This window comes from Wolbachia endosymbiont (group A) of Anthophora plumipes (genome assembly GCF_964028115.1).
GTDB lineage: Bacteria > Pseudomonadota > Alphaproteobacteria > Rickettsiales > Anaplasmataceae > Wolbachia.
The window spans coordinates 475038-491349 of the sequence record NZ_OZ034756.1 but is presented as its reverse complement, the minus strand read 5'-3'; the positions used below and the strand labels follow the sequence as shown (position 1 = coordinate 491349).

Genomic DNA, 16312 nt, shown 5'->3' with positions numbered 1-16312 from the left:
TCAGTATAGAATATATTATACCTTTATCATTCGCTTTTGAAAATACTATAAAACAGAAACAAAAGTGCTGTTTATTGCAGCTTTTGGGTAATTTAATGGTAAAAATTTTAGAGAGAAATTTTATACACTATCACTGATATTTTCCCTTAAGTTGACGCCATTGCCTGAACAGATACACTCGGATTTTTTATATAACTATATTTACTATCTTATTTGGTACAGCATATACAGTGCGAACTTTGCTTTGACCGATCTTACTGGACACAGAGTCTATCGCTATTTTCTTCAATTCTTCTTGAGGTAAGTTAATTGCTACCTTTATTGTTGTGCGTAATTTTCCATTGATTTGCACTGCTATAGTTACCGTATCGTCAACTAATAATGATTCATCAGCTTTTGGCCAAGGTTGACCTCCTATTTCTTGCCATAGGCTTTCAGCTAGATGTGGTATGAATGGTTCGATTACTCTGATTAATATACATATACCTTCATCAATAAGAGATTTTCCAGTTTTTACATCTATTTCAGCTATTAAATTCGTCATCTCACGAAATTTTGCCACTACACAGTTTAATCTGCAGTTTTCCAAGTCATCTGTAAGTCCGTGTAAGAGTTTATGAATTTTTTTTCTGTACTCTAGAAGTCCACCCGTAATACTTTCATTATCATAGTGTATATTTACAGGTCTCAGCTGCATGACCATACGCCACAATTTATTTACATAACGAGAACAACCTTCCACGCCATCATCGGACCATTCCATATCTTTTTCTGGAGGAGTGTCGGACAACACAAACAAGCGAGCAGTATCAGCACCATACTTTTCTATGATAAAATTTGGATCAACTGTGTTCTTTTTCGACTTGCTCATTTTTTCAACTTTGCCCACTTGAACCTTAGCTCCTTGTGCAATCAACTCTTTTGCTTCTGCGGGAAATAGCCACTTACCATTTTCGTCTTTATAAGTTGCATGGCAGACCATTCCTTGAGTGATTAAAGTAGAGAAAGGCTCTTTAATAGCAAAATAGCCACATTTGGTTAAAGCACGGCAGAAAAATCGTGAGTAAAGCAAATGCAGAATTGCATGTTCTATCCCACCTATATAATAATCAACAGGCATAAAACGATTACATGCATCTTTGTCTATTGATTTATCTTCACTACAGAATGCAGCAAAATACCAGGAAGACTCAAAAAAGGTGTCGAATGTATCAGTTTCACGCTCTGCTTGCTTTCCACATTTTGGGCAATCAACGAACTTCCAAGTTGGGTGCTTATCCAGCGGATTGCCACCACTTGTAAATTCTACATCTGCAGGTAGAACCACAGGAAGGTCTTTTTCTGGCACTTGCACAGTTCCACAATCTTTACAATATATTATAGGTATAGGGCATCCCCAATAACGTTGTCTCGAAATTCCCCAATCATGTAAACGATAGTTTGTTGTTTTCTCACCTATCCCTTTTTCTTTGAGCTTTTTAATGATTACTTCCTTTGCTCTACTTACCGTTAATCCGTTTAAGAATTCAGAATTGAACATTACCCCATCGCCAGTATACGCCTCCTTTGTCATCCCAGTGCTTCGACACTGGGATCCATTGTAAGAATTCTGGATTCCAGCGTCACGCGCTGGAATGACACCTAAGTGGGCTGAAGAAATAACGGGAATAATCGGCAAATTATATTTCTGTGCAAATTCAAAATCACGCTGATCATGTGCAGGGCAACCAAAAATCGCGCCTTCCCCATATTCCATCAACACAAAATTCGCTATGTAAAGCGGCAATTCCTTATCAAGAAATGGATGCTTGACGTTTAATCCGGTGTAAACTCCTATTTTTTCATCATTCTCCCCATTTGTTTTTATGTTATCGATAAAGTCCTGTATTTCTTTATTTTTTAAATCCTGCACAATAGGGTGCTCTGCTGCCACTGCACAAAAAGAAGCCCCAAATAAAGTATGAGGATAAGTTGTAAAAACCTTCAATTTCTTATTTAAGCCAACTACTTCAAACTCTATAGTTGCTCCTTCAGATTTTCCTATCCAACGCTCCTGCATTGTTTTGACTTTTTCTGGCCAATTTTTCAAACTTTGCAGGCACTTGAGTAAGTCTTCAGCGAAATCAGTAATCTTTAAAAACCATTGGGACAACTTACGTTTTTCAACAGCTGCACCTGATCGCCACCCTTTTCCATCAACCACCTGTTCATTTGCAAGCACTGTTTGGTCCACTGGATCCCAGTTAACCCATGACTCTTTTCGATAGGCAAGCCCATGCTTTAAAAAATCCAGGAAAAATTTTTGTTCGTGTTTGTAGTAATCAGGCTCACATGTGGAGAGTTCACGCTCCCAATTATAAGAAAGACCTATAGATTTCAACTGTGTACGCATATTATCTATATTCTCTTTTGTCCATGTTTCAGGGCTAATATTATTGTCCCTTGCTGCATTTTCAGCTGGTAATCCAAACGCATCCCAGCCAATTGGATGCAAAACCTCAAATCCACGAGCTCTCTTGTAACGCGCTATCACATCCCCTATTGCATAGTTACGTAAGTGCCCCATATGAATTTTACCGGATGGATATGGAAACATCTCCAATACGTAACATTTCTCTTGTTCACTATTCTTGCTTACAGAAAAATCCCATTTATCTTGATAAAATTTTTCAACACTTTTAAAATCATATTTCATATAAATCCAAATTCAATTACAGTTCACATGCATCAAAGGATCAACCGCTTGGCCATTATGCCGTATTGTGAAACACATCTGTGGATCTTTATCTTGTGTGCTTGATTTACCTGCAGATCCAATCACTTGACCTTGCTTTACTTTATCACCAATTTCAACATGTATGTTTTTTAAATAGGAGTACACAGTCATGTAATTATCTTTGTGTTCTACTATAATTAAATTTCCATACCATCTCAGCCCTTTGCCTACATATACCACTTTGCCGGGTGCAGAGGCAACTACATTCGTCCCATTTTGAGCAGCAATTTTTATGCCATCCTTACACATTTCATCAGAAGAGGTAGCTGAAATAACTGTACCTTTAACTGGCATTACAAATTTGCAATTTACCCCCACGTTTTGTGCATTATTGTTATCTTTGTATATCCTGTTTATGATGGCTTTTCTATTTTCTTTTTTTATTAAAGGCTCCCTAATTAAATGGTACTCTCTTGTATATTCCAGCTCTCTTTTTCCGTAAAATTCTTCGCCTTTAAGCAGCACAGGTGCAGGTTTTTGCAGGCCACAGCCTATTAATATTGCTAATAATATAAGAAATGAAGCTATATGCCACATTTTAGATATATCAACTCTCACAAAACTCCAAAATTTTAGCGAGACGTAGTGTTTCACGCCTGTTCGTTACTTTCCTCGTTATTTATTTTACTAGTTAAATAATCCCTCAAATCGGTAAGTTCTTGCAACAAATTCTTTGGATCACGATTGACTTTTATATCATTACCAAATTCTTTTTGCACTCCTTTTATTGTATATCCTTTATCATATAGCATGTATTTTACTTTCTTTATGGCCTCTATACACTTAAGATCATATAGCCTTCTTCCTTTACGCTTTGTAGGCTTAATTTGATGAAATTGACCTTCCCAAAATCTTAAAACATGCTGTTCCAAATGTAGCTCTTCAGCTACTTCCCCAATCGTATAAAATAATTTTTCCTTATTCATTAATTATTGATTAATTTTTTTATAATTTTTGAAGGCCTAAAAGAAATTGAATTTCTTGCCTGAATCATCACTTTCTCTGATGTATTTGGTATATTTCCTGGTCTTTCCTTCTTTTTCTTAACCAAGAATGTTCCAAATGACGATATTTTTACTATTCCATCCTTTACCAAGCTTGTCTTTATTTCGTTCAATATATCATCTATTATCGAAGCAGAGTCTTCCTTTGATAATCCTATTTCTTGGTTTATATTTTCAGCTATCGTTGCCTTAGTTACTGTTGTGTCTTTTGTTGTAACGTGATCCATTATTGATAAATATTACAATACGTAAATATAATATAGCAATCGACTCGAGATTCAGCTACTTTATTTTTTAGGGTATGTCTCTTCTGTAGCATAATTTAAAATACTAGCAACTGCCAACATTACAAATATTGCAAAAAGCGCCATTTGATGATCTGTAAAAAGTGCTAGCATTGACACTATAATTCCGCTGACAATAAACATAAACCCATTGATAATGGATGATGATGTGCTAATGTATTTTCGTTTCACAATCTCGCTGCCGACAGTAAAATTAAGCATATGTCCTCCCGCAAAAAACCCGAACATTAACATACAAAAGTACACAACGTGAACTGTTAAGTGGCTGCACAACAAAATAATCATTGAAATACCTTGTAACAGAGCAAAAGCAGAGATTACATGCCTTCTATTTTTAAATAGATTTGAGATTCGATCTGCAATTGGAGCACCAACTGCAAGACCAAGCCATAGTATTGCGGTTGCTACACCTGACTCCACTGCATCAAGTTCTGAGTTGCTCAGTAACCTTGGAGCCCACAAGGTATTCAGTGCTAAAAATGTTCCAAAAGTAATAGCACCCACCACTGAAGTTATCCAGATATCTCTTAATTTTAGCACTGTGAGTACAGAGCACATTACTGTTCTTATAGAGCTTTTTATTGTGCATTCTTCTGAACTGCTTTCTGGAAGTGTGTTTGGACAAAAAAGCGTAAGTACAAATATCAACACACCAAATAGTATTATGCATACAATCAGATTCTTCCAATCTGCACCTTCGGCAAGCAAGCTAGAGAACAACATTTGAATCACCAAAGCGGAAAGACTTGAAATTGTCTGCACTAGTGAAAACATTAATCCAAATTGGGCAACGGAAAAACATATGCTACTTATATGAGCAGCACCAATAAAACCAAATGATGCTCCAGCTGCAATCAATACTTGAGATAAAATCAAATGGGAAAAATTATCACTATTAATAAGGACAAAAAACCCCAAGATCATAGTTGATAACGAGAAAAAATAAATTTTTTTACTGGAAAAAACATTAAACGTTGCCCCACTAAAAAATTGTAAGATAGCAAAGGTCCAAGTATATACTGAGTTAGCTAGCGCAACTTGCGCGATTGTAAGTCCAAGTTCTTTTTCAAGATTCACACTTATAAAAGTATAAACTATCTGAATATTGCTGAATATAACAACCAAGTTACTAATCAGCCAAATGAACCAAGCTCTACTTTCCATAAGATTTATTTTTATAAGTAATCTATTAGAAATTTAACACTAAGTCTCTTTTTAAGCTATTGTTTCCTGAATAAGTGCTGGACTTGACTTTCTTTAGCTTTATTGTACAATTAAATAATTTTATTCTAGAGGTTGGTAATATGGCACCACAAGATAAATCTCAATTCAAAAAGTTTGACAATATATTAGCAAGAATAAGTGACACCATTGATTCTGGTAAGGGTGATTCTATTGAGATTTATGATGAAATAAAAAATTAGCTGAGAGAAGAACTTAATAATGTATATGAAGAATGGAAAAGTAGTGAATTTAATCCAAACTTCAGATTCAAATTAGATGATAGTTATGAAGTAGAAACAACGCTACTGCACATTGCCATTCAATGCAGGAAAAGTGCTGCGTGTGTACCACTAGTCCAATGCTTGTTAGATCAGGGAGCTGATCCCAACGTACAAGATAGTCCTTATAGTAGTTTTACCTTAACCTGTGTCCTAATGCCTTTTTTAAACCACCCGTGTCCAATCTTTGAATGTGTGCCAAACCGCGATTCATCGAAGAAAAACAGCTCTTTTTCAGGATACATGACAATAGTTTCATTAAGATTTTTTTTTAAACTCCTCTTGTTTACTTTTATCTTGTCCGTTATGCACTGGTCTTGGTGTGATATATGAGAATTTCATTCTTTGCATATTACGGTGTACTGTAGACTTGCTAAACCAAACTTTTCCTGAATTCTTATTCTCGTTTCTTTAATGGTAATGTTGGGATTTTCTTGTATCCATGCTTCAACTTGTTCAAGTTGGCTTTGGTTCAATATAGTTTTTCTACGGCGTTGAGGTGGAGCAAATAATTTTTCTTCTCTGCCAAATTTTAGGTCATGCAGTAAGTGCCTTTCTTGAAATGCAACATATTTTTGCTACGGCTGTTATACTATGCTTTTTTGCTGCAATTACAGCATTTAGTTTTTTTGCAACATATGCATTATTTCTTACTTTCTTCAGCATTTCTTTTGCTCACTTTTTCATCCAATAATTTTGATCTTAATGCCATTTAAACCTCGCTATTTTACTTACTCCAGTATGGCTTTTTTCCATTATTGTCTATCCGTTACTTGTATAGCGGGAATTGGTATAACTAATTTACTTATCAACATATCCACTAACTATAATCTGTATACCGCTACACAGTTAGAAGTATTTTTTGATTTTACAATACAGCTTGAGATTCAATTTTTATAATTTTCTTGTTGACTAGCCAGACGGTACCTACCTTCTCGGCTTGCTGCTTTTGATAAAGTGTGGTTTTCAAGACCATATCAAATAGATCCTATTAAAAATCAATCGAATCTTCACATGTTTGTTCTTCATAAAAGAAGTTCAATGTTATCGTAGTACCAAGTTTTGCTTCACTTTTAATGTCGAAAGTCCCACCCATTAACTCTACTAATTTCTTGCTTAGCGGTAATCCGATGCCCGTACCTTCATTTCTATATCCCGAATCTGCTTGGCCAAAAACAGACATAACTTTATATATATCCTGCTGCATTATTCCTATTCCATTGTCATGAAACTCAATAGTTAATAAGTTTTTTTCTATATTTTCTTTTATCACCATTCTTATTAAACCATCTTTGGGAGTAAACTTGATTGAGTTTGATAATAAATTTATTATAACTTGTTTCATTCTCTTAGGATCTGCAATGACTAATAATTGTTTATTAGTCGTCTCTTTTTTTAAATTAATCCCGGCTTCTTTTAATTTAGGTAATAGCATATTTACGCATGAATCTATTATTTTGTTCAGGTTAAACTTCACTTTTTCTACTGTTAAACTACTTGATTCAGCTTTTGAAAAATCTAACACATCATTAATTAAGGTAAGTAAGTGTGTTCCTGCATTATATATATCGTCTGCATACTCCTTGTATTGAGAGTTATCCATTGAACCTAAAGTTTCATTTTTGATCAACTCCGCAAATCCAATAATAGCATTAAGAGGTGTGCGTAATTCATGTGTAACGCTTGCAAAAAATTTTAGCTTATTTGCATTTTCTTGCTCTAATGCCTCTTTTATCTGCTGTAATTCAATGTTAGTTTTATGTTGCTTGGCTAGCATTTGGGTATTAGAAAATTGCAAATAGAACATTATTAATATTAAAATTATTAATAATAAGCCCAAAAATGTTAAAAATAGGCCATATGCTATAACATAAGAATTATTGTAGCTTCGAAGAATCTTCAAAAAAAACGAAGGTTTAACGCTATTTTCATGGAATATAGGAAAAATAGAAGTTAATGTATTTCCTGTAGTATAAAATATTTCTTGGTTACTTAATAGTTCATCAATTTCATCGTTTGTAAGTAACTGTTCATAATCATAATCTTGAGTGTTAAAATTACTGAATATTATTCTGCTGTTTTGATCATACAGTATTAAGCTGAAATCCTTTACTTTGCTCACTGATTGTAATAATTCAGCACGCAGTTTTACCAGTTGGTTTATGTAGTCAAAATTTTTGTATTTAATGTGATGCTTTTCTATTAGTAAATAATGGTATTTTTTTATTATGCCATTTTCCAGTATACTTTTTAAGTTTACACTTGAATCACGGTAAGAAGAAAGGAAATTACTCCTTAGTAAATAATTACAATATATCACACTGAATAAAATCATAAAGATCGATGAGAGTAATGCAATAACTTTTGTGTATTTGTTTTTCTCCAGTGCAGAAAACATTGATTTACCTAGCTTATACATATTCTTCTTATTGTGAAACAACGGTTTTTATGTTATTAATAATAAAATCTAGCATATAATATTTTATGACAATTTCTCCTATTTTGCCAGTTTATTCTCCTGTTAACATAAATTTTTCTTATGGTAAAGGTATTTACTTGTATGATATTGACGGTAAGCGCTACGTAGATTTTCACTCTGGAATAGCCGTTAGTAGCTTAGGTCACACCAATTCGCGATTAATTAGTGCTCTAAAATTGCAAGGAGAAGAATTATGGCATATATCAAATACCTATAATATACCTGCTGCCAATAATTTTGCAGAAAAATTAATAAACAACAGTTTCGCTGACACTGTATTTTTCTCAAATTCTGGATCAGAGGCAGTAGAATGTGGGCTTAAGATTGCTAGGGTCTATCAAAACGGAAAAGGCAATAAAAACCGTCACAGAATTTTAACATTCCATGGTGCATTTCATGGAAGAACCTTCCTAACTTGTGCTGCAAACGATAAACAGAAATTTTCTGAATTACTGAGTCCCTGTATTGATTGGTGTGATAATATCGAGCCCAATATTGAGAGTGTAAAGAAAGCAATTTCAAGTGGTATAGGCGTTATATTAATAGAACCAATACAAGGGCAAGGTGGTATCAAAGTAATGAATGAAGTCTTTATGAAAGAACTAAGAAAGCTGTGTGATGAAAATGACATATTGTTATTTTTTGATTGCGTACAATGCGGTGCTGGTAGGACAGGAAAATTATTCGCATACGAACATATAGGAGTGGAACCTGATATATGTGCTCTTGCAAAGGGAATAGGAGGAGGCTTTCCGCTAGGGGCTTGTCTTGCAGCTGAAAGGGCTGCTAAGTATATGGCGGTCGGTATGCACGGTTCCACTTTTGGTGGCAATCCGCTTGCAACCTCAGTAGGTAATGCTGTGCTCGAAGAATTGCTCAGTCCTGGCTTTTTGAAAAATGTTGAAATTAGAGGTAAGTATTTAAAAAATAAATTAGAAGACTTAGCAAGTAAATTTCCAATAATAGAAGAAGTGAGAGGGAAAGGGTTAATGCTTGGAATAAAGGTGAAAGCAAACAATAAAAAGTTTGCAGAAGAGCTAAGTTATCGCGGCTTGCTTACTGTTGGGGTAACATCAGATAACGTTGTGAGAATTTTACCTCCACTAATTATCACTGAAAAAGAGATTGATGAAGGAATTGAGATTCTTAGACAATACTTATCTGAAAAATCTTCTGATTAAGTGCTACGTATCAAGCAGATGCAGACACATAAGGAGATTTCTCTTCATGAGGTATTGGCTGTATCAGGACTGAAGATAGGTCAGTAGCTATAGCATCAGCCATCTCGTTCATGTATTTTACCTTATCCTGCTCTCTTATCAATGTAAGCTCATTCATATCACTTAGTGAGTCAAACTTTGTTGCATCCTCAAATATAAATGATTGTATGATGCTTGTCGGAGTACAGAAAAAAGCGTTATTACCAAGCGACAATGTTATGTCTAATAAATCCTGTACTAAATCGTTTCTAAAAACGCATTTTGACAACTCCCCTAACAGGATTGGTATTCCAAAAAGAAAAAATGTTCCTTTCACTAAATAGGTCGTTACTCCACATAATAATGCACCACACAAAAATGCTAGCGGTCCAAATGCTATGGAACCGCAAAGTGATGGCAATAGCATAGTATAGCCTAATGATATTTCATATATAAGCTTCACTGAAACTATAAGTCCGATGAATAGCATAGCTGTACCCAAAACCATCCTTTGTCCAGAACGTTCTGTCAAGTTCTTGCGCCACAATTCAGAAAAGTCATTGTTAACTTTTACTTTAAAAATATTATGGTTAGTTTTTAATTTAAGTCCTAAATCAAAATTTTCTCTAAGCTCTGGGTCAAGAAAATTTTCCCACTCTGAAATTACTTCATGACGCCATTTATGGCAACTTACAATCTCATCAATTACCATACTAATTTGATTATTGATCTTGTATAAATTGCTCATTTTATATGAACATCCACAATAATGCTTTTTTCTAAAGTCTGTGCAGCTTAAATTCTTTAAATCACACAAAAAGTCTTTAATTTCTTGTGCTGTTTTATTAGCATCATCTCCGTAACCTACGGCTTTCAAAACTGTTGCTAAATGCTCATTTTCAATGCAAGCAACTGTTTTATCTAATGCGTGTATATATTGTTTGGATTGAAAATATGAGATGATTTTTTCTTTACACCTATCTCCATTGCCTTCGTACAAACTATTTTGTATAAAACTATCATCATTTTCTCCGGCAATTTTTAATACATGACTTAACATATTTTGAGCCTTCACACTACTTTCAAAGTAGCAGTTTCTGATTATATGTACATATGCCTTTGCATTAGCATCTTCGGACTTGCCTACATTATACGCTTTAGCTAAAAAGACTAAATAATCAAACCCTGCCCATAGATAATACATGGACTTTACAATAGCACTTCCCACAGAAAATAGAACTGAGCGCGTGCAAGATAATTTACCGTTGTTTTTAATTCTGTCTTCATATGAACAAAGATATTTTTCTGTGCTTTTTAAAATCTTACGTAAATCTTCTTCTGTCTTTCCTACGTCAAAATCATTTATATCATGTACTTTTTCATACACCTCTTTCATCGAATCATCTGAAAATTTTTTCAGAGCTGCGTCATCGATATTTCCTAGTGCATCCATGTTTTCGCTAATATAGATCTCTATTTTTTCTCCAAGCTCTATTCCCATTCTATTTTTTATTAGTTTATTGTACCTATCAGTGGCTGGAAATAAAACCTTTTGACAAAAATCCTGCGGTGCGCTTTTTAATTTTGCTAAAACTTTATCTACAAATAACTCAATTTTTTCACCTCCAGCAGCAAAAAACCAAGGTTGCCTGTTAGGATTGCGTTCTCTATTTCTTCCCAAATTCTGCAAAGCTTCTGCTGGATTGTTGAACTGACTAGTTGAATCTCTAAATATTGATGCAACGTGATTATACTCACTATCGAAACCACGGCCTTTTGACTCGTCTATAATTGTTATCAACGCATATTTAGCCAATGTACTTAAATCACCTTGGTCATAATTACAATAGTCAACTTCATATTCACCTTCGTCATTACGTGTTATTTTAAAAAAAGGTTTATTTGTCTCAATACCAAGATCATTTTTTCCAAGTCCTGCAAAAATACATTTATTTTTTTCACAGAAATCGCTGAGATTGTGTAGTGCACCTTCTATAAGATCATGTAGCTTTTGACTTAAGTGCCAATTGTCTACTATTAGTCTACTTTGATCATCGTTGCTTGTTTTCAGTGCACTAATAACTGTATTTACCTGTGGTAAAAGCTTGTCCCTAGCGAATTGCTCACTAAAACCTTTTTCCTTTAAGAAAGCTATAATGCTGCCATCATTAGCAGTATTAATCTTATTTTTAACACCTTCTATTAATCTACCTAAATCTTCTCTTCTTTGTTTATCCAAAGCGGTGTTATCGCATCCCATTAAATACGAGAGTGTAAGATCGATCATTGAATGCATTACTCTGTATTCTAGATACTTAACAGTATCGCTAAAATCTACCTTGTCTTTCAATTTAGATATCTGTTCTTCCGTTAGACCGGGGTGTTGCTTTTTAATGCAGTTTATAAAGTTTGATTGACGTAATTTGAGTCTGTAATCTTTGTACAACATCCCTTCAGGCTGAAATTTATCATAAACTTTATAACGCGTACCATCTTCATATACCAAATTATCCTTACCTTGCAATGCAAAGCTAAGGTTAATTATGCTATTCACATCATCAACTAGAATAAGAGCATTTTCCCCAATTGGGCTTTGTACGTTCCACCTTACAGATTCCAGCAGATTATCAGAGTCAACAAGTTTATCGTAATTAAAAACTTCTTCACTCTCTTCAACGTATTCATGAGCTGGACTAGACTTTTCCCTAGTAAATAAGCTGCGCACGTTAGCAGCTAACCTAGAGAACAGTTCTTTTGACTCTACTCCAGTTATTTTGGTCAACACCCACCAAATTGGCAACATTACTATAGAAAATATAACGAAAGAAATTGTAAAGTATAGATTATTAATTAAAGCGGAATATAACCAATAATCTGAAGTTAGACCAATTATTGCAGCAACATTACTATTTATAATAGGGAATAATGTAATTAAAGGTATTATGGTAGCAGCAACATTCACCACGAATGCCCGATTGAATTTTTCTCTTTCATTAGTTTTTGCAATAACATTTACTGTTTTGATAGTGTTTGAAATGCAGCGTCTACTTGATCTAGTAGGGCTAATAACTTTTCCACATCTATTTAGGATCCTTTTCTTTGGTGTTGCAGTTAGGTAAGTCGTAGGATATTCCGCATCAAGTTTGCACATATTTTCAAAGGCCTGCTGCTTGTTAATGCTATCTGCTTCATCAACACTAACCCACAATTTAGGCTTTTCACCGTTTTGCTCTTCAAATTTTCGATCATTCTCTTGCTGTAAAAGCAGATCATGTGTTACTATAATTGTTGTAGGTTCAGTGACTTTCAGCGCATCTTTAATTTCTTGCACAGTTTTAGGTGTTTTAACATCTACAGTAAATGCACCATCTATCATTTTCTTAGCCTGTTCAACTAAATTACCATTTGGCACTGCAACTAAATGGTGATATCCTGCTTGAGCTAGCGCATGACTCCACAATCCAATATCATAAGTCTTGCCAAACCCAGTTTCTGCATCAATCATAGTATTACAGTTAGTGATGGAAGAACTTTCTAGATGCTTTAGCATCTCTTCAACAACAGGTTTACGACGTTCTACTATTATAGATTCTTTGTCACTGAAGAGCTTTATAGATTCACCTTGTAGCTTACTATTAACTTCCTTTAAATGAGGGATAAGCTCTTTTATTTGATTAGTAATACATTGACTCATATCTTCCCACTATCAATACAATGTATTCCATAATACATTGTATTGATAGAATTACAATAAACATTTTTAGGTATTTTATGCCTTATAGACAAAAAATCCAACATTAGTTATCATCTTAATATGAACGACAATCTGGTATGCCTCGGAATGATTACTTCTCCTCACGGAATTAAAGGAGCTGTTAAATTAAAAACTTTTACCGAAAAACCTGAAAATATCTCCTTATATGGTGAGCTAATAAGTGGTGATGAGAATTATAAAATAGACTTAGTATCCGTCATAGGTGATAATCTAGTAATAGCTACAATCAGCGGAGTAAATTCCCGTAATGAAGCAGAGCTTTTAAGGAATAAGAAGCTGTATATAGAAAGAAGCAAGCTACCGAAGCTAAATGATGAGAATGAATTTTATCAAAGTGACCTTGTAGATATGGAAGTAAGGCTGGAAAGTAATGAATTATATGGCAATGTAAAATCTATATATAATTTCGGCTCAGGGGATATATTAGAAATTTTAGTTATCAGCACAAAAAAACGCATTATGCTGTCTTTTACCAAAGAAATGTTTCCGCACATAAACATGAAGGAGAGGTATATGGTGCTCAATATGCCAGAATTTATTGACTAATAAAGACTTTGATATTTATATAAAGCTATTTATAATTGTAAGATCGAACTGAAAATGTAATTATGGCAGAAAGAGCTAACGATATCAGACCAGGTCAGGTGTTAGAACATAACGGCGGATTATTTTTGGTTGTAGGTATTATGCATACTCAACCTGGTAAAGGTGGTGCATACATACAAGCCGAAATGAAAAACATTAAAACCGGAGCAAAACACTATGAAAGATTTCGCTCTGATGCAACAATCAGAAGGGCAATTTTAGATGAAGAGGAGTATGTTTACCTTTTCACTGAAGGAAACATTGTAAATCTTATGCATCCAAGTAATTACGAGCAAATCACTATAAATTTGGACTTATTGGGAGAAAAAAAGATTTATCTACAGGATAATATGAAAGTTAAAATAGTAACTTATCAAGACAAAATAATTTCTGCGCATGTACCTGATTATGTTACACTTGCTGTGAAAGAAACAGAGTCTGTTATTAAAGGACAAACTGCTACTGCTTCTTATAAGCCTGCAATTTTAGAAAACGGAATGCGCGTTAACGTGCCTCAGTTTATAAAAGAAGAGGATAAAATTGTAGTATATACTCCAGATGACAGCTATTATGAAAGAGTGAAAGAGTAAAAGGAAGAATGTCCATCTCATCACCACGAATTAATGTGATGCTTGATTCTGTGCGTAGTGCTTCCAGGCAGCTTATGCGCGATTTTAATGAATTGCAAATTTCTAATGTTAAATCAGCAGACTTCATTAATAAAACTTATTCAAAATCCAAGCAAACCATATACGATTGCTTGCACGACTACAAACGAGACTATGGGTTTATTTCCGAAGATGATACTGACCAAGAAATAAAAGATAACGGTTACACTTGGTTTATTATGCCTATAGAGGGCAGGGAGAACTTTTCTAGTTGCATGGTTTATTTTGCAGTATCAGTCTGTCTCATTCATAAAAATAAAGTTGTGGCAGCTGTAATTGATGCTCCGGCTCTTAGAGAAACTTTTTGGGCAGAAGAAAAGAAAGGTGCTTTTCTTGAGGATTTTAGATCTCGTCATATAAAAATGCGGGTGAAAAGCCGTGAAGGGGGTCTAATAGATGTAAGTGGTAATTTATTAAATAAACTGCTGCCTGGCAATAGTAATGTACGCTCCATCGGTTCAACAATTTTAGGCTTTGCGTACCTTGCAGCAGGAAGGCACAGAGGAGCAGTTTACTCTGGAGTTAACAAATATAAAGCCTTGCTCGGTAGACTTTTTCTGCAAGAAAGCGGTGGAAGGCTAACGGAAGACAACGGGCTAATCATTGCTGGAGATATAAAACTATAGCTAAAGTAATTTATGTTTACCTACAATTTGATAAGCGTAAAACTCGTCATTCCGCTACTTGTTAGCGGAATCCATGCTGAGATACCGCGAATAAATCGCGGTATGACGTAGGGCTGTACTAGCTATAGCATAAACAGGCTACAGAGATGGACAACTTCTCAAAAACTTTTACAAGAGATTCTGTTAAATGTTCTATCATTTCATCAGTATGATAAGGTGTAGGGGTAATACGGAAACGCTCAGTTCCTCTTGGCACTGTTGGATAATTTATATGTTGAACGTATATTCCATGCTCATCAAATAATAATTTTGATGCTCCTTTGGATAACTCTGGGTCGCCAATTATTATTGGAATTATATGAGTTTCTGTTGGAATGAAGTTAATTCCTGTATTTCTCAGTGAGTTTTTTACTTTTTCAACGACTTGCTTTTGCTTTTCCCTTTCAATGTTGCTCGATTTTAGGTGTTCAACGCTTGCCTTTGCTGCCGCTGCTAAAACAGGCGACATAGCAGTGGTGAAAATAAATCCTGGAGCGGAACTTCTTATTACATCTACCAAGCTCTTTGAAGACGCTATATACCCACCCATCACTCCAAAAGCCTTCGATAGTGTACCTTGAATGACGGTTATTCTATCCATCAGGCCTTCTCTTTCTGCAATTCCGCCACCATGTGAACCATACATGCCAACTGCGTGCACCTCGTCCAAATAGGTGATTGCATTATGTTGATCTGCAAGATCGCATATCGCTTCAAGCGGCGCTATATCGCCATCCATTGAATATACGGATTCAAGTGCTATTATCTTTGGTGTTTTTGTGTCTACGGACTTTAACAACTGCTCTAAGTGATCAACATCATTGTGTTTAAATATATGTTTTGGTCTTTTTCCTGATTTTATGCCTTCTATCATTGAAGAATGGTTCTTCTCGTCTGAAAAAATTACTACATTTGGAATAATAGACGATAAAGTGCTAAGTGTTGTCTGGTTAGCAAGGTAGCCACAAGCAAAAGTTAAAGCAGCCTCTTTTTTATGCAAACAAGCTAAGGATTTTTCCAGTTCGACAACCTCTTTTGTTGTACCAGATATATTTCTTGTTCCCCCCGCACCAATTGATGAATTTTGAATAGCGGCAATAACTTTCTCATTTTGTGACATTCCTAAATAGTTATTACTGCACCAGACTATTACTTCCCTATTTCTTTCATAGTCCATAATGTGGGGGAGCCTACCTGGCAATGACGCAAAGTGCGTAAATTCACGGTAGCGCCCCTCATCTTTTATATCTTTGATTTTGTTTAAGAATATTTCTTCGTAGTTTACCAAGTTTTTATTCACTAATAATTAATACAATTATAATAAATTATTAAACGATAGACTACTATATTTATT

At 34.7% G+C, this 16312-nt stretch carries 12 protein-coding genes and 2 pseudogenes; 5 read left to right on the top strand and 9 right to left on the bottom strand.

Annotated features, from left to right (window positions below; translation table 11 throughout):
* Positions 1 to 187: 187 nt before the first annotated feature.
* Genes leuS through ABWU75_RS02495 form a run of 5 tightly spaced genes read right to left on the bottom strand, consistent with a single transcriptional unit; the run spans position 188 to position 5249 of the window.
* A complete protein-coding gene (gene leuS / locus ABWU75_RS02515) occupies positions 188 to 2695 on the bottom strand; it encodes a leucine--tRNA ligase (RefSeq protein WP_353287009.1) in 2508 nt (835 codons plus the stop codon).
* A gap of 12 nt (positions 2696 to 2707) precedes the next feature.
* Positions 2708 to 3313: a murein hydrolase activator EnvC family protein gene (locus tag ABWU75_RS02510; RefSeq protein WP_253310003.1), complete on the bottom strand. Its 606-nt coding sequence runs from the start codon at positions 3311 to 3313 to the stop codon at positions 2708 to 2710.
* Positions 3314 to 3366: 53 nt separating this feature from the next.
* Complete coding sequence (locus ABWU75_RS02505; RefSeq protein ID WP_264732147.1) at positions 3367 to 3702, bottom strand: MerR family transcriptional regulator; 336 nt, start codon at positions 3700 to 3702, stop codon at positions 3367 to 3369.
* Positions 3702 to 4007, bottom strand: coding sequence for an integration host factor subunit alpha (locus tag ABWU75_RS02500; protein WP_253307244.1), 306 nt, complete (start codon positions 4005 to 4007; stop codon positions 3702 to 3704). Before ABWU75_RS02500 ends, ABWU75_RS02505 begins: the two co-directional genes overlap by 1 nt.
* Positions 4008 to 4067: 60 nt before the next feature.
* A complete protein-coding gene (locus tag ABWU75_RS02495) occupies positions 4068 to 5249 on the bottom strand; it encodes an MFS transporter (protein WP_353287008.1) in 1182 nt (393 codons plus the stop codon).
* 260 nt (positions 5250 to 5509) lie between these two features.
* On the opposite strand from ABWU75_RS02495, the pseudogene ABWU75_RS02490 reads away from it, so the two are divergent.
* Positions 5510 to 5668, top strand: a pseudogene (locus ABWU75_RS02490) (hypothetical protein); the annotation flags it as partial.
* Between the two features lie 50 nt (positions 5669 to 5718).
* Here ABWU75_RS02490 and ABWU75_RS02485 read toward each other — a convergent pair.
* Positions 5719 to 6299 (bottom strand): annotated as a pseudogene (locus tag ABWU75_RS02485) (winged helix-turn-helix domain-containing protein); the annotation flags it as partial.
* A 279-nt stretch (positions 6300 to 6578) separates the two neighbouring features.
* Positions 6579 to 8006 (bottom strand): sensor histidine kinase, encoded by a 1428-nt coding sequence (locus ABWU75_RS02480; protein ID WP_353287007.1) that lies wholly within the window; start codon positions 8004 to 8006, stop codon positions 6579 to 6581.
* A 65-nt stretch (positions 8007 to 8071) separates the two neighbouring features.
* On the opposite strand from ABWU75_RS02480, the gene ABWU75_RS02475 reads away from it, so the two are divergent.
* On the top strand, positions 8072 to 9247 hold the full coding sequence (locus ABWU75_RS02475; RefSeq protein WP_353287006.1) for an aspartate aminotransferase family protein: 1176 nt from the start codon (positions 8072 to 8074) through the stop codon (positions 9245 to 9247).
* Between the two features lie 10 nt (positions 9248 to 9257).
* Here ABWU75_RS02475 and ABWU75_RS02470 read toward each other — a convergent pair whose 3' ends face one another.
* Positions 9258 to 12959, bottom strand: coding sequence for a DEAD/DEAH box helicase family protein (locus tag ABWU75_RS02470; protein WP_353287005.1), 3702 nt, complete (start codon positions 12957 to 12959; stop codon positions 9258 to 9260).
* A gap of 120 nt (positions 12960 to 13079) precedes the next feature.
* Between ABWU75_RS02470 and rimM the strand changes: the two genes are divergently transcribed.
* The 3 genes from rimM to ABWU75_RS02455 all read left to right on the top strand — a co-directional run bounded on the left by rimM (position 13080) and on the right by ABWU75_RS02455 (position 14919).
* The gene (gene rimM, locus ABWU75_RS02465) at positions 13080 to 13586 is read left to right on the top strand and encodes a ribosome maturation factor RimM (protein ID WP_253307237.1); all 507 of its coding nucleotides are present in this window, start codon (positions 13080 to 13082) and stop codon (positions 13584 to 13586) included.
* 62 nt (positions 13587 to 13648) lie between these two features.
* Complete coding sequence (gene efp / locus ABWU75_RS02460) at positions 13649 to 14215, top strand: elongation factor P (protein ID WP_187297399.1); 567 nt, start codon at positions 13649 to 13651, stop codon at positions 14213 to 14215.
* 8 nt (positions 14216 to 14223) lie between these two features.
* Entirely contained in the window at positions 14224 to 14919 is a 696-nt protein-coding gene (locus ABWU75_RS02455; RefSeq protein WP_264732157.1) for an inositol monophosphatase family protein, read from the top strand.
* A 118-nt stretch (positions 14920 to 15037) separates the two neighbouring features.
* On the opposite strand, the gene hemA is transcribed toward ABWU75_RS02455, so the two are convergent.
* Entirely contained in the window at positions 15038 to 16246 is a 1209-nt protein-coding gene (gene hemA, locus ABWU75_RS02450; RefSeq protein ID WP_341823204.1) for a 5-aminolevulinate synthase, read from the bottom strand.
* Positions 16247 to 16312: the final 66 nt, after the last annotated feature.

Excerpts from the sequence above, each read along its gene's own strand:
- ABWU75_RS02475 (WP_353287006.1), top strand. The coding sequence starts at position 8,072 with ATGACAATTTCTCCTATTTTGCCAGTTTATTCTCCTGTTAACATAAAT.
- ABWU75_RS02505 (WP_264732147.1), bottom strand. The coding sequence starts at position 3,702 with ATGAATAAGGAAAAATTATTTTATACGATTGGGGAAGTAGCTGAAGAG.
- ABWU75_RS02480 (WP_353287007.1), bottom strand. The coding sequence starts at position 8,006 with ATGTATAAGCTAGGTAAATCAATGTTTTCTGCACTGGAGAAAAACAAA.
- ABWU75_RS02500 (WP_253307244.1), bottom strand. The coding sequence starts at position 4,007 with ATGGATCACGTTACAACAAAAGACACAACAGTAACTAAGGCAACGATA.
- efp (WP_187297399.1), top strand. The coding sequence starts at position 13,649 with ATGGCAGAAAGAGCTAACGATATCAGACCAGGTCAGGTGTTAGAACAT.
- leuS (WP_353287009.1), bottom strand. The coding sequence starts at position 2,695 with ATGAAATATGATTTTAAAAGTGTTGAAAAATTTTATCAAGATAAATGG.
- ABWU75_RS02470 (WP_353287005.1), bottom strand. The coding sequence starts at position 12,959 with ATGAGTCAATGTATTACTAATCAAATAAAAGAGCTTATCCCTCATTTA.
- ABWU75_RS02510 (WP_253310003.1), bottom strand. The coding sequence starts at position 3,313 with ATGTGGCATATAGCTTCATTTCTTATATTATTAGCAATATTAATAGGC.
- rimM (WP_253307237.1), top strand. The coding sequence starts at position 13,080 with ATGAACGACAATCTGGTATGCCTCGGAATGATTACTTCTCCTCACGGA.
- ABWU75_RS02495 (WP_353287008.1), bottom strand. The coding sequence starts at position 5,249 with ATGGAAAGTAGAGCTTGGTTCATTTGGCTGATTAGTAACTTGGTTGTT.
- ABWU75_RS02455 (WP_264732157.1), top strand. The coding sequence starts at position 14,224 with ATGTCCATCTCATCACCACGAATTAATGTGATGCTTGATTCTGTGCGT.